20 protein-coding genes are annotated in these 16157 nt (G+C 49.5%); 15 read left to right on the forward strand and 5 right to left on the reverse strand.

Annotation, left to right across the window (positions count from 1 at the left end; translation table 11 throughout):
* The first annotated feature begins 113 nt into the window (after positions 1-113).
* From atwA to PV02_RS00430, 8 genes are read left to right on the forward strand one after another with little or no spacing between them, the layout of a single operon-like run.
* Positions 114-1727, forward strand: a complete 1614-nt coding sequence (gene atwA / locus PV02_RS00395; RefSeq protein ID WP_256621328.1) for a methyl coenzyme M reductase system, component A2 — start codon at positions 114-116, stop codon at positions 1725-1727.
* Between the two features lie 45 nt (positions 1728-1772).
* A complete protein-coding gene (gene mmp3, locus PV02_RS00400; protein ID WP_256621329.1) occupies positions 1773-3335 on the forward strand; it encodes a methyl-coenzyme M reductase-associated protein Mmp3 in 1563 nt (520 codons plus the stop codon).
* Positions 3335-3769 carry a methanogenesis marker 6 protein gene (locus PV02_RS00405; protein ID WP_256621441.1) on the forward strand — a complete coding sequence of 145 codons (435 nt, stop codon included), beginning with the start codon at positions 3335-3337 and terminating at the stop codon, positions 3767-3769. The genes mmp3 and PV02_RS00405 overlap by 1 nt, the downstream gene beginning before the upstream one ends.
* 9 nt (positions 3770-3778) lie before the next feature.
* Positions 3779-4246: a methanogenesis marker 5 protein gene (locus PV02_RS00410; RefSeq protein ID WP_256621330.1), complete on the forward strand. Its 468-nt coding sequence runs from the start codon at positions 3779-3781 to the stop codon at positions 4244-4246.
* Positions 4243-5484, forward strand: a complete 1242-nt coding sequence (locus tag PV02_RS00415; protein ID WP_256621331.1) for a methanogenesis marker 15 protein — start codon at positions 4243-4245, stop codon at positions 5482-5484. The genes PV02_RS00410 and PV02_RS00415 overlap by 4 nt, the downstream gene beginning before the upstream one ends.
* A 4-nt stretch (positions 5485-5488) precedes the next feature.
* On the forward strand, positions 5489-6088 hold the full coding sequence (locus tag PV02_RS00420) for a methanogenesis marker 17 protein (RefSeq protein ID WP_256621332.1): 600 nt from the start codon (positions 5489-5491) through the stop codon (positions 6086-6088).
* Positions 6088-7023 (forward strand): methanogenesis marker 7 protein, encoded by a 936-nt coding sequence (locus tag PV02_RS00425; protein WP_256621334.1) that lies wholly within the window; start codon positions 6088-6090, stop codon positions 7021-7023. The genes PV02_RS00420 and PV02_RS00425 overlap by 1 nt, the downstream gene beginning before the upstream one ends.
* Before the next feature lie 38 nt (positions 7024-7061).
* On the forward strand, positions 7062-7532 hold the full coding sequence (locus PV02_RS00430; RefSeq protein WP_256621335.1) for a carboxymuconolactone decarboxylase family protein: 471 nt from the start codon (positions 7062-7064) through the stop codon (positions 7530-7532).
* 32 nt (positions 7533-7564) lie between these two features.
* On the opposite strand, the gene PV02_RS00435 is transcribed toward PV02_RS00430, so the two are convergent.
* A complete protein-coding gene (locus tag PV02_RS00435) occupies positions 7565-8488 on the reverse strand; it encodes a presenilin family intramembrane aspartyl protease PSH (RefSeq protein WP_256621336.1) in 924 nt (307 codons plus the stop codon).
* A 181-nt stretch (positions 8489-8669) separates the two neighbouring features.
* Here PV02_RS00435 and PV02_RS00440 point away from each other — a divergent pair, with 181 nt between their 5' ends.
* The 3 genes from PV02_RS00440 to fen all read left to right on the forward strand — a co-directional run bounded on the left by PV02_RS00440 (position 8670) and on the right by fen (position 10455).
* Complete coding sequence (locus PV02_RS00440; protein ID WP_256621338.1) at positions 8670-8993, forward strand: hypothetical protein; 324 nt, start codon at positions 8670-8672, stop codon at positions 8991-8993.
* Positions 8994-9108: 115 nt separating this feature from the next.
* A complete protein-coding gene (locus PV02_RS00445; protein ID WP_256621339.1) occupies positions 9109-9396 on the forward strand; it encodes a hypothetical protein in 288 nt (95 codons plus the stop codon).
* 42 nt (positions 9397-9438) lie between these two features.
* Positions 9439-10455 (forward strand): flap endonuclease-1, encoded by a 1017-nt coding sequence (fen, locus tag PV02_RS00450; RefSeq protein ID WP_256621340.1) that lies wholly within the window; start codon positions 9439-9441, stop codon positions 10453-10455.
* A gap of 26 nt (positions 10456-10481) precedes the next feature.
* Here fen and gpmI read toward each other — a convergent pair whose 3' ends face one another.
* Complete coding sequence (gene gpmI / locus PV02_RS00455; protein ID WP_256621341.1) at positions 10482-12029, reverse strand: 2,3-bisphosphoglycerate-independent phosphoglycerate mutase; 1548 nt, start codon at positions 12027-12029, stop codon at positions 10482-10484.
* Between the two features lie 157 nt (positions 12030-12186).
* Complete coding sequence (locus PV02_RS00460) at positions 12187-12531, reverse strand: hypothetical protein (RefSeq protein WP_256621343.1); 345 nt, start codon at positions 12529-12531, stop codon at positions 12187-12189.
* 174 nt (positions 12532-12705) lie between these two features.
* On the opposite strand from PV02_RS00460, the gene msrB reads away from it, so the two are divergent.
* Positions 12706-13104, forward strand: a complete 399-nt coding sequence (gene msrB / locus PV02_RS00465; RefSeq protein ID WP_256621345.1) for a peptide-methionine (R)-S-oxide reductase MsrB — start codon at positions 12706-12708, stop codon at positions 13102-13104.
* 72 nt (positions 13105-13176) lie between these two features.
* On the opposite strand, the gene PV02_RS00470 is transcribed toward msrB, so the two are convergent.
* Complete coding sequence (locus PV02_RS00470; RefSeq protein ID WP_256621347.1) at positions 13177-13569, reverse strand: cupredoxin domain-containing protein; 393 nt, start codon at positions 13567-13569, stop codon at positions 13177-13179.
* Between the two features lie 167 nt (positions 13570-13736).
* Between PV02_RS00470 and PV02_RS00475 the strand changes: the two genes are divergently transcribed.
* Positions 13737-14018, forward strand: coding sequence for a DUF1294 domain-containing protein (locus PV02_RS00475; RefSeq protein WP_256621348.1), 282 nt, complete (start codon positions 13737-13739; stop codon positions 14016-14018).
* A gap of 21 nt (positions 14019-14039) precedes the next feature.
* Here PV02_RS00475 and PV02_RS00480 read toward each other — a convergent pair whose 3' ends face one another.
* Complete coding sequence (locus PV02_RS00480) at positions 14040-14396, reverse strand: carboxymuconolactone decarboxylase family protein (RefSeq protein ID WP_256621349.1); 357 nt, start codon at positions 14394-14396, stop codon at positions 14040-14042.
* Between the two features lie 97 nt (positions 14397-14493).
* Here PV02_RS00480 and PV02_RS00485 point away from each other — a divergent pair, with 97 nt between their 5' ends.
* On the forward strand, positions 14494-14991 hold the full coding sequence (locus tag PV02_RS00485) for a DUF2115 domain-containing protein (protein WP_256621351.1): 498 nt from the start codon (positions 14494-14496) through the stop codon (positions 14989-14991).
* Positions 14992-15050: 59 nt separating this feature from the next.
* Complete coding sequence (locus PV02_RS00490; protein WP_256621352.1) at positions 15051-16085, forward strand: radical SAM protein; 1035 nt, start codon at positions 15051-15053, stop codon at positions 16083-16085.
* Positions 16086-16157 lie beyond the last annotated feature (72 nt).

Raw genomic sequence — 16157 nt, forward strand, 5'->3', positions numbered from 1 at the left:
TTGGTATTAGTTTTGTGCAGACTATGCAAAACCGTTAAGTAATTTGCAAAGGTATGCATAGAAAGATATAATGGACAATAACACCCATGCATCCAGTAGGCGGAGGAAACGGTATGGCAGTATTTATTGAAGTCAAAGACCTTTCACTGGAATTTGACGGTGTCAAAGTTCTAAAGAACATAAACCTGACTATCAACGAAGGAGAGGTCCTGGGAATACTTGGAAGGAGCGGTTCGGGCAAGACTGTATTGATGCATGTTTTGCGTGGTGTGGAAGAGTATGAAGGCATAAGCGGACAGGTGATCTATCACCTAGCACGCTGTGAAAAATGCGGACACATAGAGCCTCCCAGCAAGATCGGAATGAACTGCCCGGCATGTGAAGGTGTTTTAAAAGCTTTCGAAGCTGATTTTGTAAAACTCTCCATCCATGACCCCCATAGGAGAGACATCACTAAAAGGATCGCTATCATGCTTCAGCGTACATTTGCACTATATGGTGACGACATGGTCATTGCCAATGTGGTAAATTCCCTTACTGAGATCGGAGTTTCCACTGAGGATGCAATGGGCAAGGCAGTGGACCTGCTTGAAAAGGTACAGCTTTCCCACCGCATGATGCACGTGGCCCGTGACCTGAGCGGCGGTGAGAAGCAGAGGGTTGTCCTTGCACGCCAGCTTGTCAGGGACCCCATGCTGCTTATAGCTGATGAGCCCACGGGTACCCTGGATCCCAGGACTGCCCAGGTGGTTCACGATGTCATCGACAAGGCTGTCAGGGACTATAATATGACAATGGTGATCACATCCCACTGGTGTGATGTCATAGAGCAGCTGGCTGACAAGGCCATTGTCCTTGAGGACGGGGCAATTGTAAGTGAAGGTTCCCCGGAAAAGATAGCAAAGGAGTTCATGAATCTCGTCTGCGCCGTGGAGAAAAAACCCGATGTCGAGGTCGGCGACACCCTGATCAAGGTCGATCACCTTGTCAAGAAGTATATATCTGTTAACAGGGGTGTTGTCTATGCTGTCAACGATATCTCTTTCGATGTAAAGGAAGGCGAGATATTCGGTCTCGCAGGGACCAGCGGAGCAGGCAAGACCACGACCTCCGAGATACTGATGGGAATAGTGCAGCCAACCAGCGGTGAAGTGAAGGTAAGGGTCGGTGACGAATGGGTCGATATGAAGAAACCCGGCCCGGAATGCAGGGGGCGTGCGGTGAAATATATGGGTATTCTCCACCAGGAGTATGGACTGTACAACCACAGGACCATCATCGACAATCTTACAGAATCAATAGGTATCGACCTGCCCTACGAGCTTGCTGTAAGAAAGGCCATTAACACACTGATATCTACCGGTTTTACTGAAGAAAAGGCAAAATCTATATTATCGAAGATGTCAGATGAGATTAGTGAAGGAGAGAGGCACAGGGTTGCGCTTGCCCAGATCCTCATGAAGGAGCCTGTCATTATCGTAATGGACGAGCCGACAGGTACCATGGACCCGATAACAAAGATGGAGGTCACAAAGTCCATCCTCAAGGCACGTGAGAAGATGGGTGACACTTTCGTTATCGTTTCACACGACATGGACTTCCTTGAGGAGATCTGCGACCGTGTTGCTCTTATGAGGAACGGGAAGATCGTTGATGTCGGTGCTCCCGCAGCAGTCCTTTCAAAACTCACGGATAAGGAGCGCATGGAAGCGGCTGCAGGCTCCTGAACGTGTCCTGATGCCGGGTGAGCCGGTAATCTTGTCATAACAGAGGTGTTTGACACGAGCGATAAAATAAAGGTAGAGGTCAATGGGAACTGGATAGAACTGCCTGAAGGTTCTGTCCTCGAGGATGCTATCAGGGTGTCAAACGCCCCTTACAGGAAAGGTACAGCCGTGGGTATCCTTATCGAGCGTGCTGGCCAGGAAACGAAGGATGTTTCCAGGTATACCGTCAGAACATCCAGGGGTGAGTTCCGCATAGAGCTTCATGAAGAAGCATCTCCCTCGAGAAAGACCTGGGTTTCCCATTATGCTGAGTACAGGGACATGCCTGTCCGCTGGATAAGCAGGGATGCAGTTGCTTTCGGGCCTTTCTCTTCTGACATGGTTCCCTTCAGGGGCAGCGTGGACCACAGGCGATTCGAGCTTATGTTTGCGGGTGGCTCCGATCCTGTAAACACTCATCTGATCCTTACCAAGGCAAGGCATTCAGCCGAGTATGGAGCTCCGGAGGAAGGCACTTTTGCAAAAGTGATCAGCGGAAAGCATGTCCTGTCTGACCTGTCTAAGAATGACAGGATACTGGATATTGAGCCTGTCATCGAGTCTGAGGAAGCCGGGGAACACATATGCACCACAGACCTTTCAACAGGACTGGAGAACGGCTCCCGGATATTCACTTATGTGGAGATCGAGATCGACCCCGAAGCTCCCGAGGGTGCGGAACATCTCTTTGCCGTGACCCGTGACGGTACCTTCCACATTGATTCCGTTTCTTCCTCTTATATTTCCGATCACAGGTTCCAGAGCGAGCTTGTGACCTACGAGAATTTCGAATCCCGCTCTGCCGGTTCTGTCTTTGTGAGAACCGTCGGATACGGGGCAGGTAAGCTGTTCATTGCAACCGATGACAGGACATCCACTATCATGCATTCGGTGGTCGGTCACGTAGTTAAAGGACTGGAGCTTGCCAAGATGGCACGTGAAGGCCAGAAGATCATGATAGAGAGCGCTCCTCGCCCGATAATGCTGCTTGGGATGAACTATGCTGAAGCTGAAGCAGGAATGGAGCCCCTGGGTGTGGAAGTTATCAGGGAAGGTTACATGGGGGATGACGGTTTCATTGTCACGCAAACCCCCGCTACGACAATAGGCATATTGGGCGAGGCTAAAGTGACACTCAGAGGAGTTGATCCAGAGCATCTTATCAGGGTTGAGCTGTACAAGGACCTTGCTCCAAAGACACTCGACTTCTTCAGGCACGCCACCGGGATGCAGTACAAGCCTGTGGGCGCCCTGGCTGTGCTTATGACCTATGACAACACATATATCTTCAAGGCCATGGAAAAAGAGGCTGACAAGTACAAGGAGATCCTGCCTGAGAACACTCCCCAGGGGAAGGTGAGAGGCGGTGAGATAGGTGTCACTAACCAGGCTGCCAAGAGGGCCGGTATGATAGGTGTCAAGCTGGAGGACAACGATCTCTTCGGACCGACCGGTGAGAGATTCGGCAGCACGAACATAATCGGGAAGGTCGTCGACACTGGCAAGCTAAAGAACCTTAAGGAAGACGATGTCGTGTATATCATAGACAGCAGCGGGGACGAATCATGATGGCAGAAGGGGAAAGTGATAATATCACCAAGATCGTGGTGATAAGCTCTGACAGTGTCCTGCCTGTAGATGCTGCCATGAAGATATATCAGTCCAATACCGATATAGTTATCAAGGAAACCTGTTTCGGGACAATGGTCACAGGTCCCCGGGATGCGGTGAACAGGGTCGTGAAGGAAGTGGTGGACCTTGACCGGAACCATATCTTCGTAAAAGAGAGAGGTTTCCTGCCGGGAGACGAGAGGAGGTGCCGCTCGTCCCGCGGAGGCGGCCCAAGGCCCGGGTTTCATTACCTTAGGCATGAGGTGCAGATGCTGCCCACTATCGGCAAGGCGCTCGATGCCTATGACAGGAAAGCACCTCTCAAAGAGGCAAAGCAAAAGAAGAAGCTTGATGTCGATAAACTGGAAGACCTAATTGAATCCCAATTATGAGGCAATATCATGGTAAAAGTCATCATATACCCGACAAACAGCCTTATCCTTTCCGATCTGGTTGAACGGTTCGGCCATCAACCCGTTGCTATGATGGAGAAGATCAAAGAGAAGATCTCAACGGTCAGCGTGGATTCACCGCCACTGAACATTACAGCCGAGGAGCCCAAAATGGGTCTGAAGTACGCGGCAGTGGAAGTGCCTGCCGGAGTGAGAGGAAGGATGTCAATAGTAGGCCCCATGATAGAGGAGGCACAGGCAGGCATAATTGTCAACGAGTCTCCCATGGCCTTTGGCTGCATGGGCTGTGCTCGTACCAACGAACTGACAAAGTACCTGATAAGGCAGCGTGATATACCAGTCCTGGAAGTTGATTATCCGCGTGGGGATAATGAGGAAGAGGCCAAGGAATTTGTATACAGGATCGCAGAGTTCTTAAAGTCCCTGCCCAAGGATGAAGAGGAAGATAAGGCATGAGTGAGAAATCCGTTGTAAAGGTAGCCCTTGTATCCTGTGGCTCTGAGTATGCAGGTGTTCATAAGGAACTTGAGTCCGTGGCAAAATCCGTTAATGCCAAACTGGTCTTCCCGGAGATAGATGTATCCTCCCTGGACAATATCGGCAGGGACTTTGGTATTGAGGCAGCCAGCCCTGACCTCAGGCTCATGATGGCAAGGGCCAGGGCCGTGGTCGAGGGAATGGCGGATGTGGACGGAGTGTTCATCACTTCCTGCTTCAGGTGTGCAGAGGCTGCGATCGTCAGGAACGAACTCAGACGATATATCCACAAATATTCCGATATCCCTGTTATCAGCTATTCATTCACCGAGCGCACAACGGCGGCAACCCTGATGACCCGTATGGAGGCCCTGACAACAATAGCAAGGCGGAAGCACCTGCTTGCCAGGGAGCACCAGACAGGGCTCACTGCAGGCATAGACTCGGGTTCCACTACGACCAAGGCTGTCGTGATGAAGGATGACAAGATCATCGGGTCCGGATGGGTGCCCACGATCAAGGTCATAGAGAGTGCCACCGAGGCTTTCAACCAGGCACTAGAGCAGGCGGGTGTCAAACAGGAGGACATCCAGGCAATAGGAACCACGGGGTACGGGCGTTTCCTGATAGGTGAGCACTTCAAGGCCAAACTGGTGCAGGAGGAGATCACCGTGAACTCCAAGGGTGCTGTCTATCTTGCAAACAAGCAGAAAGGCCCTGCGACTGTGATCGATATCGGTGGTATGGACAACAAGGCCATCTCAGTTGAGGACGGCATACCGGGCATGTTCACCATGGGTGGCATCTGCGCCGGTGCATCGGGCCGTTTCCTTGATATGACTGCCAAGAGGCTTGGTGTAGACATCACCGAACTCGGGGCCCTGGCAGTGAAAGGAATGCAGGAGAATGTGGAAATGAACAGCTACTGCATCGTTTTCGGTATTCAGTCACTGGTCAATTCCCTTGCAAAAGGCTCCACCCCGGAGGACGTCGCAGCAGCAGCCTGTTACAGTGTGGTGGAGCAGATATTCGAGCAGCAGTTGCAGGAAGTCGATGTCAGGGAGCCCCTTATCCTTGTAGGTGGCTCATCCCTTATCGAAGGAGTGCCCAAGGCACTCAGCAAGCTGCTCAAGATAGAGGTGCTGGTTCCTCCGAACTCCCATCTGATAGGTGCCGTGGGAAGCGCCCTGCTTGCATCAGGGTTCGTGGAGGAGTAGCACCATGGACGCTCTTGAGACCTTTGTCGTGGAGTCTGCTGTCCCGCAGGAAGCGGAAGCTTACAGGAGTATTATAGCAGATGTTATCTCGGAGCTTGTGCTGGGCGGGGCCATAGGGCGGATAAAAGTCGTACTCAGGCCGGAGGACTCCCTGTTCCAGATGGCTATCCTGTTGAGAGGCAGCCAGCCTCCCGTCAGGCTCGGGGATTTTGCAGACCTTGGCTATGGGGTGATGGAGCGCAAGGAGGTCAAAATATCCCTGAGGGAGGAGAAGTATCTTCCAGAGCTTCTGGAAAAGCTCTGGGCCAGATACGGGCGTGGCCAGGTACTGCAGCCCGAAAGGAAGACTCTTGTAGTGCGCCAGGATGAGGATCCCGGGAAGGAGATAGAATACCTGGGTGGCATGCTGATAGCTGACCCAAAGCAGAGCCTCCAGTCAAGGCTTATCGAGATGGCTATCAGATCGACCCCGGAGGGTTTCAGGGTACGCTATCACTCCATGAAGGAGAACAGCTTTATTTTCGTAGCAAGCGAAGACACCCTGAAACCGGAATGGATACAGGAAGCGCATCAGATGCTTGCTGAGCTCAGGGAGGCCCGGTAATGGCTGCAGTGCTTGAACCTTATATCTACGAGGGTGGGATTCACAAGCATACCCTCATCACCGAGCTTCTCGAAGACCTGGGAGGGTACCTGATCCAGAAGATCCCGGCAGCAACCGAAGTCACCCTGATAATGCTCATCCCCAAAAAGGATGTCCATCTTGTCGAAGAGCTGGGGAAAAAACTCCTTGGGAAGCTGACGCCAGCCCCTCTCACGGGTACCGAGATCGCTGTTGTCTCTCCCACGCTTGCAGTTCACCACCTGCCGCACTCGGCCTGTGACGTTGCCGAGCACCTGCGCAGGGACGGGGCAAATACAAACATGATAGGCCTTGCAAGGGGAATGGGAAGAAGGGTTGCACTTTCTGCAGATTATGAAAGACGGCTCATAAATGAGCATGATATTGCCCTGTTCTCTTTCGGGACCTTTGCGGACTGTATCAAGAACAAGAAACCCAAGCTCTTTGAAGGCATCGAGATCCCAATTGTGGTGACAGGGGGCCCTGATCTTCTTACTGAGGATGTCCCTAATGCTGATGTCTACATTGGGAACATAGGCAGGGTAGCCCACCGCCTGCGAAAGTCGGAGGAACTGAGTTCCCTGGACATAATGAACAGGAAAGTGGCAGAGGTAGTCGGGATAATGAGGGAGGACCTTTCAAAAGACCCTCTCGCGGTGCTCCCCCCTAGGGTAATGAAAGAGATCTATGAACAGATCCCGGAGATAGAACAGGTGCTAACGCCTGCCCCGGTGACCCTGCAGCTGGACGGGTTGCGGGTAAAGCTCCCATACGATGAGTTCCATGGGAAGGTGGAGAACCTTGAATTCGACGAAGGGACCCGTCTTATGGAACTTGCAAGAGTGCTTCCTTCTAAGATGAAGGATTATATACTAATAAAGATCAAACGTGAATCAGAAGTAGGTTTTGCATTATAGGCAGATTCACAGGATATCGGACTTATGGGGTTATGAGTATGGACATCGAAAAGATAAAAAAGATCCTGGACCAGGAGCCGGAAGATGCTGTCGCTGATATGCTTGAGGATGTGGAAGAGCGCTATGGTGAGATTCCCTATATCATAAACTTCATGAAGGATATGCCTGGCCTGTTCATCTCAAGAATGATATATGAGAACAGTGTCATGAGGCAGATGGATTTCATTGATCCAAAAACGGTTGAGCTGATAAGCATTGCAGTAGCCTCTGCACTCAGATGCGAGTATTGCCTCAAGACCCATCTGAGGGTTGCCAAACGTCTCGGAATCACAAAGGAGGAGATGTTCAGTGCTATGCTGATATCAGCTACCATTTCCAGCGCAGCGGTGCTTGCTGAGGGGACCCGTTCCCTGGACTCTCAGGTCACCAACCCCAAAAACGAAAGTTCCGGAAGGGGAAGTAATTGTTCTATCTGCAGTATTGTTTCCCAGCTTCCTGAAGAGGAATAAGAAAAAAGTAAGACCGAGAGTAGTAAAAAAGGTCAATAGAGGGGGGTTCCGGCTATCAGGACACCTGCAAGGTACCCAAGGATAACTCCTCCATTGAGAAAAGGCAGTCCCGCCTGTGGTTTCCCTTTCATCACCAGTACGCTCAGTGCAATAAATCCTATTATGGTCCCGGCCATTGCTGTAATTGCAGGGATCGTTATGAACCCGGCCAGGAGCTCCGCCCCGTATTTCTGCACCAGGAAGACGTTTGCAGACACTACCAGTATTGTCGGCATTATGGCATCACCCAGGCCCATGAAGAAAGCTTCCCTCTTCTTTCCTTCTTCTTTCTTGAAAGAATCCTCAATGAAAGAGTATTTCATATGCCTGGGAATCACGAATAATATCGGGAGGCGCAGGTCCATCACGCCTTCTGCAAGGTCTATCATGTGCTTTGTCTTGTAAACTGCGATCGCATCGTATATTGCAAGAAGTGCCAACAGTATTGCCACAGGCAGGATGGAGAGTGATATCCCGAAGATGGCACTGGCCCCGGCACCTATTATGAGGCCGATGGTATTGATCACATACCATTCAGGGAACCTGTAAAGGAGGATCGTGAGCCCGGCTGCGACAGCAATGGAGATTATGTTGTTTGTCAGCGGGGATATGTCCGCAATGGATAGCAGGGCATAGAACACATAATACATCGTGGAACCCACGGCCAGTAATATTGTCAGCTGGATGACCCATTTCATGTTCCTTTTGATAGCCACCAGCAGGACGAAGGTGAATGCAAGCACGAGTATGATATAGTATATGCTGTTAGCGGCAGAGTCCGGGTCCTCGAAAGCCCTCATGTCATTGGCTGCCATTGGTGCTGCAAGCAGCAAGGCGATCATCTGCACTACTATTATAATGCCTGCCATTGCAAGCATTGGTGCGTATTCCTTAACGCTGTTTTTTTCTAAGCTCAATATCGCAACTCCCGTTGTCAAATATCCAGTAGTTGAACAATAGCTGCAAATGTTTTGCAAATGTTTATATTTATTACAAATATGTTAGAGGTAGATGCAGTATTTAATTCTATGCCAATCTTTATTAAAAAGAAAATAATATAAATAGCAAGGAAACTCATATAACTCAAGAGGGAACGTAATGGAAAGCCGTGACATAATATTCTCTATCGTAATGGTAGTATCTGCATTTGTTCTTACCTATGAATGGCTTGGAAGGTTCAAATACAGCCCTGCAAACGCTTTAATAGTACTTTCCGCTATGGTAATGGTGGGAGCCCTTGCCGCGATGATCCTTTCAGTGGACATGCGCCTGAGAAAGATCGATCATATACTGGAGGCAAAGGAACGCTCCCTGAGGATCAATGTACAGAGTGTTGAAGGCAACCTGGATAAAAGAGTGAATGAAGTACTTGTGAAAATGGATGAGATGATGGACTCTCTTGACAGGACACGTTACAGATAATTTTCCCGCCTTTCAATTGTTTGTCAAAAGTACCGACTACAAATCCGAAAACCATATATACGTCGAATGACGTAGTATGATTCGATAGTTTTCATTCTATTACAGAGGTGCGTATATGCGCATTAACTTAGAGCCGGTAGGTATTATCAAGAAAGCTGGGAAATGCTCCGAGGTTCTGATATACTCTGAGTTTGAGCAACTGATCAAGAACATTGTCTCAAAGATGAGTAAGAACGAGGAAGCAGGACGCAATCTGCTTATAATACACAAAAATAAACTCAATAACGATATCCATCAGGTACAGATTACAAAAACAAATCTTATCGATTGGGCGGGAAACATCCTTAGAGTGGGGAAAATAGATGCCAATGATGATTCCGTCATCGATGTCAGGTTGGAATAAATAGTTTCAGCCAGTGGAGTAAAAGGACAGGGAGGGCATTAAATGGGTGTTGATCTAGGGGACCTCCTGAAAAAGAAACCCGTAGAACTATCGGATCTTTCGTCGAAGGTCATCGCCATAGATGCCTATAACACGCTTTATCAGTTTCTCAGTATTATACGCCAGAGGGATGGTACTCCCTTAAAGGATTCAAAGGGGAATGTCACCTCCCATCTCTCAGGCCTGCTTTACAGGATGTCGAGCCTCATGGAGGCAGGCATAAAACCTGTCTTTGTATTTGACGGAAAGCCCCCTGAGATGAAATCCTCCACCATAGAGAAGCGTGTGGAGGCCCGTGAGAATGCAAAGATCAAATGGACCCAGGCACAGGAGGCCGGGCTCGCAGAGGAAGCCTACAAATATGCTCAGGCATCTTCCCGCGTGGATGCGACAATCGTCGAAGACTCCAGGAAACTGCTGGATGCGATGGGTATACCCTTTGTGGATGCACCCTCTGAAGGTGAGGCCCAGGCTGCCTACATGGTGAGCAGGGGGGATGCGGATTACACCGGTTCCCAGGATTATGATTCCCTGCTATTCGGTGCTCCCCGTGTGGTCAGGAACCTTACGGTATCAGGAAAAAGGAAAGTGCCCAGGAAGAATCTCTATGTGGATGTGAAACCGGAAATAATGCAGCTGGAGGAAACCCTTAACGGGCTGGGCATAAGCCGCGAGCAGCTGATAGATATTGCCCTCTGCGTGGGTACGGATTATAATCCGGGTCTTGCAAACATAGGTCCCAAGAAAGCCCTCAAGCTTGTTAAGGAGCATGGCGGCATAAAGGAAGTCCTTGCAAGGACCGGCAACGAGATCCCCGGGCTGGCTGACATAAAGGAATTCTTCATGAACCCGCCTGTTACGAAGGATTACGCACTCAGGTGGAAGAAACCAAAAACGGACTCGGTCCTGCAGCTGCTTTGCGACGAGCACGATTTTTCCCGCGAGAGGGTCACCAAGGCCTTGGAAAAGCTGGAAGCGTCTTCCGGTGCAGGCCAGAGGACACTTGACAGCTGGTTCTAAATTTTGATTGTAACTTATACTTGTTCTCAGCCGTTCCTGACAAGCAGGGAAGTCCCTGTCATCTCCTCCGGCTTGCCGATGCCAAGGAGTTCCAGCATGGCAGGTGCAATATCCGCGAGCTTTCCGGGTTTGAGTGTAATGCCTTCACCACCGTTTACAAGGATGCACCTAACAGGATTGGACGTATGTGCAGTATGAGGCTCTCCTGTGGCATAGTCTATCATCTTTTCTGCATTGCCGTGGTCCGCTGTAATAAAGGCCGCTCCTCCCACGCTTACCAGCGTGTCGGTAATCCTGCCCACGCACTCATCAACAGCCTCAACCGCCTTTACAGTGACATCCATGGTACCGGAATGTCCCACCATGTCCATGTTGGCGAAATTGAGGATAATGACATCATACTTCCCGGACCTTATCCTCTTTATCAGTTCGTCGGTGACCTCATAGGCACTCATCTCAGGCTTGAGGTCGTAGGTCGCGATCCGGGGGGAGGGCACAAGGCATCTCTCCTCACCTTCGTTCTGTTTCTCCACGCCTCCGTTGAAGAAGAAAGTTACATGGGCGTATTTCTCTGTCTCGGCAATACGGAGCTGCTTGAGACTTTCCCTGCTCAGCACTTCTCCCAGGGTGTTCTCAATATTCTCGGGCGGGAAGGCAATAGGCACTTCAAGTGTCTCGTCGTACTCTGTCATACATACAAAGAACACTTCAGGGGACGCCCTTCTTTCAAAACCGTCGAAATCCCTGTTCACAAATGAATATGTCAGCTGGCGGGCCCTGTCCGGTCTGAAGTTGTAGAACACAAGTGAGTCCCCGTCCCTGATGGTTGCCAGCGGTATCCCCTGTTCATCAGTTATCACAGTAGGCTTCACGAACTCATCGTTCTCCCCTCTCTCATAGGCCAGCTCGATGGCGGATACCGGATCCCTTGCGATAAGTCCTTCTCCCTGGGTGAGGGCGTCATATGCAAGTTGCGTGCGCTGCCAGCGTTTGTCGCGATCCATTGAATAATACCTGCCCATGACCGTGGCAACCTTTCCGAACCCAATTGAGCGGCAGAACTCCTCGTGTCCCTTCATGTCCTCAAGGGCAGCCCTCGGAGGAACATCCCTGCCATCCAGGAAAGCATGTATGTAAATGTTCTCAAGCCCTTCTTTTTTTGCCATCTCTGTGAGGGCCCTGAGATGCTCCATGTGACTATGTACTCCCCCATATGAGAAAAGCCCCATGACATGGAGGGAGGACTTGTTCCTTTTCACATTATCCATGGCCTGAAGCAGCACAGGGTTCCTGAAAAAGTCCTTATCCTCGATAGACTTATTGATCCTGGTAAAGTCCTGGTAGATTATCCTTCCTGCACCGATGTTAAGGTGCCCGACCTCTGAGTTTCCCATCTGTCCTCTCGGGAGGCCCACCGGCTCCCCCGCAGCCTCCAGGAGGCACCATGGGTATTTGTCCGTAAGGCCGTCAAGCACCGGTGTCCTGGCGGCAAGCACTGCATTTCCTATTGTTTCCTGTGTGTAACCCCATCCGTCAAGTATCATGAGCATAAGGGGTTTTCTGATATTGAGCATGTAAGTAAAATAGTCCTGAAGGTTCATAAATGCGTTGTTTTCAGGATATGCAGAACTGGGTATCTTTGACGTCCTCTGATAAGGAATAATCTGGCAATACCTGAATGACAGGGAAAATCATAGGTAAAGATGCAGGAAACATCTTCCTCACTTACCCTCAGGATGCTTTGATGTGTGACAGCAGCAGATTGAACTGCAGCAAAAGGTTGCTTTCAAGAAGGAAAATATCTTCTCCGGTCCTGTCTTTCCCTGTGGCATTGAGCACAGTGAATTCAAGGTCCTTCTCAGCTTCTGTGCGGATCAGGGCGAACGGGTCTGCAGAATCCTTCTTTCTTGCTGCCACTGTCCTGTTAAGGGCAAAGGGATCAAGATAGTTGTTTATCCACAGGTCGAGCTCTCTCCTGTATCGTGCGGAAAGCGGCATGTTTTCTATCAGGTCCAGTGCATGCTTCCTGTTCTCTTCATAGTACGCAATCCATTCGGTGTTAATACCCCCTGGCATCTTATCCTGGCTGGAGTCCGAAACTATTCAAATGAGAGATTGTTTTCTCAATATTTATTGCTTTGTGCTAATATTTATATTTATCTATATATGAAAACATAGGTATCGACATTTATTTATCACTGTACCTGTGAGTTCTATCAGGGAACCATTGTTTTTCTCAGGGGTTATAAGATGGCAGAGAAGATTGAAAAGTCTGAAGAGGAATGGAAAAAGGTATTATCCAGGGACCAGTATCTTGTATTGAGGCAAAAAGGCACTGAGCCGGCCTTCACAGGCAAGTACTACAATCTCAAGGAAAAAGGCACCTATCTGTGCGCCGCATGCAAACAGGAGCTCTTCAGCTCTGATGATAAGTATGAATCAGGCACAGGCTGGCCAAGTTTCACCAGGCCCATTGCTGAGGACAGGGTTATCAGGCAGGAAGACAACAGCCATTTCATGAAAAGGGTCGAGGTCCTGTGCAGCAGGTGCGGCAGCCATCTGGGTCACGTATTCGATGACGGTCCCGCGCCCACAGGTGAGAGGTTCTGTATGAATTCCATATCCCTTGACTTCAGGAAAGCAGAGTGATCAGGAACACAATGCAGGGATCAAATATCAGAAAAGGGCCACATGGAAGTGGCCTCCAGATAATATGCGATCTCACCTGACGTTTACGGTCATGGTCATTTCAGGAGTCTCCGCCTCACTGAAGTTATATGTTCCTCTGTTTTCAAATGTATAGTGATACACATTTCCATACTTCATAACCTGGTTCTCAAAGAGCCCCTCATTGCTGACAAGGGTGTATATCTTTTGTTTGTTATTGTTTCTCCAGGTGATTGTATCTCCTCTGTTTATCTCCAGTTCAGCAGGTGAGAAATAAGTATAGTCCAGCCTTACTCCATATTCCTGGGTCGCAACGGCAGATGCTGATTCTTCTTCAGCATTCTCTTCGACTGCCGGTGCTATGGGTTGTTCCGTTGTGTCATCTGATTCTGCCTGTTCTTCCGTACACCCGGAAACTATTACGAGTGCTATTAAGAAAATAAACAACAACCACTTCGATCTCATGAATATCGCCTACCATCATTCCTTAATTACAACAGGAATTGCGTTTAGTACCATATATCATGGTGCAGTTTCTTCTTAATAAAACTTCTCAGTTCAAGATCGGATGCTTAACAGGAAATATTTAAAAACAATGTGATAAATCAACGGTTATGAATATCTCCACGATAGTTCTTCTTTACCTTGTGGCTGTGAACCTGATCGCCTTTCATCTGATGGGCACGGATAAGAAAAAAGCTAAAACCCGCGATAGCAGGATACCCGAGAAGACCCTTTTCCTCTGGGCCATTATTGGCGGAAGTATAGGTTCTATTGCAGGAATGCAGCACTTCCGCCATAAGACCCGCCATACGTCCTTTAAGATAGGGATGCCCCTCATCCTTGTATTGCAGGTCTACTTCTTCGGGAGATATATCCTGGGCCTGTTCGTCTGATCAGCATCAAAGGTGGCTGGCTCAAAAGCCCAGCCTTTCCATTTCTTTGAGCACCTGCGGTGAGACATCCGTGAAATTCTGGATGCCGCCGGTCCATGCTGCTATCATCATCGCGTCCTTGATCTCCTCGGCAGTTGCCCCGAATTTCTTGAGCCTCTGGAGTATCTTGACCGCGCTCTCTGTCTTAAGGCTGGAGCAGGCGATTGCAAACACCAGGAGGTGCTTATCCTTCTTTGAAAGCCCTCCTTCCCGGTCTGCCCAGACCGCACTGTAGAAACCTGCAAGCCCTTCCCCAAAGGCTTCATCCATCTGTCCTGCATAGCGGACCGACCTTGGCTGGAAGCCCTTTACTTCATTTACCTCTATCTCTTCTGTCATAATTACCACTGGGAATTTAGCAGGAAATAATTTAATGTTTTCTTAGGCTGCCTGTAAGGTTGCATATATCTATGATTAGCCAGATACTCCCTTTTGGATGGAATCCGAACAACTCCTCAGCGCCCTGAAGAAGGAAGCGCGGCAGATCACGGACCAGGACATCTGCCTTGCAAGGGCAGCAATCTTTGACAGCGTGAAGGACCTGCCTGAAAAGTACAGAAGAGCTTATTCTTCCGATTATTTCTCTCATCTCTACCAAGCCTTCCAGGAGCTCAGGATATGCAGATATCCCGATAAAAGCGAGCCGATCGATGATGAGGAATACAGGAGCCTGCTAGTGAGAATATGCCATCAGACCGATGATGGGAACAGCAAGCATAAAGCATTTCATCGCTTTGCATCTGTGGTCATCCCCTATCTTGTGTTCATTGCAAAAAGGACTATCCATCCTGTCGGGATGATCTTTCCCGGCGGGCTTATGATAGTTTCTCATGAAGGTGAGTACTACTGTCCTGTCAAGAACAAGCAATCAGATGTTGATGTGGCAGTATGCGATCTTTGCAGGTGCAGGGACAGCGAAGAACTGGATCCCTGAGTATCTCAATTCATGCAATGACATCATTTTGTGTCAATTGGCATTAAGAGGGAATTACCATGCCTGAACCTTTGTTCCTGAAACAGTACCTGAAGATCGCAAACAATGGATTGCCTTCAAGAGCCGGGCTCTTGAAAAGGATACCTGTTGTCTTTAATGAGGATTCCGGTGAAGAAGAGCTCTGGAAAATCCATGACGAACACATGGGTAAATACAGGAAGTGTAAAAGACGGATATACTGCTTCAATGAAGAGATCAGCCAGGCAAAAGCAGAGAAGAGTCTTCTTGACCTGAAGATAAGGATCGCGGAAAGAGTTATCGGGAATTGCCACCTGTGCCGGCGCAGGTGTGGTGTGGACAGGAACAGAGGAGAGAAGGGGTTTTGCAGGCTGACGGACACTTCCAGGTACGCTGCCGAGTTCCTGCACATGGGAGAGGAGCCGGAGCTTGTGCCATCACATACGATATTCTTTACCGGGTGTGTGTTTTCCTGCGTCTGCTGCCAGAACTGGGACATATCCATGCATCCTGAGCGCGGAAGAGAGATAGGTCCTGTCGAGCTTGCCCGCAAAATCGATCAAATGCGGTTTAAGGGAGCCAGGAACCTGAACCTGGTGACACCTACTCCACACCTCAACAATATGCTCAAGATCATAAGGGAAATTTCCGTAAATACGCCTGTAGTATGGAATTCCAATATGTACCACTCTCCTGAGGCCGGAAAGCTGCTTGAGGGCGTGGTGGATGTGTTCCTTGCCGATCTCAAGTACGGGAACAACGAGTGCGCACTGAAGTATTCAAAAGCCGGGAGATACATGGAAACCGTCGCATCCAACCTGAAATTTGCAAGCAGTGATGCGGAAATACTGATTCGCCACCTGGTGCTCCCCGGACATCTGGACTGCTGTACCCGAAAGGTAGTTGACTGGACTTCCCGGAACATACCGGAAACCCGCTTCAACCTTATGTTCCAGTACAGGCCGGAGTATCTTGCCTGCAGGTATCCTGGGATTGACAGGTGCCTGAGCCGGCAGGAGACGGAAAAAGCCATAGCAATGGTAAAAGAGGCAGGACTGAAGGATGTGCTGCTTTGATGTTCTTAGGCTTTGCTGCTTTTAGATTTGCAGCTAGTATGTTGAAGAACTGCTTCAGGCAGCTTGCAGGGT

The organism is Methanolobus chelungpuianus (genome assembly GCF_024500045.1).
Taxonomy (GTDB): domain Archaea; phylum Halobacteriota; class Methanosarcinia; order Methanosarcinales; family Methanosarcinaceae; genus Methanolobus; species Methanolobus chelungpuianus.

Excerpts from the sequence above, each read along its gene's own strand:
- atwA (WP_256621328.1), top strand. The coding sequence starts at position 114 with ATGGCAGTATTTATTGAAGTCAAAGACCTTTCACTGGAATTTGACGGT.
- PV02_RS00405 (WP_256621441.1), top strand. The coding sequence starts at position 3,335 with ATGGCAGAAGGGGAAAGTGATAATATCACCAAGATCGTGGTGATAAGC.
- PV02_RS00410 (WP_256621330.1), top strand. The coding sequence starts at position 3,779 with ATGGTAAAAGTCATCATATACCCGACAAACAGCCTTATCCTTTCCGAT.
- PV02_RS00415 (WP_256621331.1), top strand. The coding sequence starts at position 4,243 with ATGAGTGAGAAATCCGTTGTAAAGGTAGCCCTTGTATCCTGTGGCTCT.
- PV02_RS00420 (WP_256621332.1), top strand. The coding sequence starts at position 5,489 with ATGGACGCTCTTGAGACCTTTGTCGTGGAGTCTGCTGTCCCGCAGGAA.
- PV02_RS00425 (WP_256621334.1), top strand. The coding sequence starts at position 6,088 with ATGGCTGCAGTGCTTGAACCTTATATCTACGAGGGTGGGATTCACAAG.
- PV02_RS00430 (WP_256621335.1), top strand. The coding sequence starts at position 7,062 with ATGGACATCGAAAAGATAAAAAAGATCCTGGACCAGGAGCCGGAAGAT.
- PV02_RS00440 (WP_256621338.1), top strand. The coding sequence starts at position 8,670 with ATGGAAAGCCGTGACATAATATTCTCTATCGTAATGGTAGTATCTGCA.
- PV02_RS00445 (WP_256621339.1), top strand. The coding sequence starts at position 9,109 with ATGCGCATTAACTTAGAGCCGGTAGGTATTATCAAGAAAGCTGGGAAA.
- fen (WP_256621340.1), top strand. The coding sequence starts at position 9,439 with ATGGGTGTTGATCTAGGGGACCTCCTGAAAAAGAAACCCGTAGAACTA.
- gpmI (WP_256621341.1), bottom strand. The coding sequence starts at position 12,029 with ATGCTCAATATCAGAAAACCCCTTATGCTCATGATACTTGACGGATGG.
- PV02_RS00460 (WP_256621343.1), bottom strand. The coding sequence starts at position 12,531 with ATGCCAGGGGGTATTAACACCGAATGGATTGCGTACTATGAAGAGAAC.
- msrB (WP_256621345.1), top strand. The coding sequence starts at position 12,706 with ATGGCAGAGAAGATTGAAAAGTCTGAAGAGGAATGGAAAAAGGTATTA.
- PV02_RS00475 (WP_256621348.1), top strand. The coding sequence starts at position 13,737 with ATGAATATCTCCACGATAGTTCTTCTTTACCTTGTGGCTGTGAACCTG.
- PV02_RS00480 (WP_256621349.1), bottom strand. The coding sequence starts at position 14,396 with ATGACAGAAGAGATAGAGGTAAATGAAGTAAAGGGCTTCCAGCCAAGG.
- PV02_RS00485 (WP_256621351.1), top strand. The coding sequence starts at position 14,494 with ATGGAATCCGAACAACTCCTCAGCGCCCTGAAGAAGGAAGCGCGGCAG.
- PV02_RS00490 (WP_256621352.1), top strand. The coding sequence starts at position 15,051 with ATGCCTGAACCTTTGTTCCTGAAACAGTACCTGAAGATCGCAAACAAT.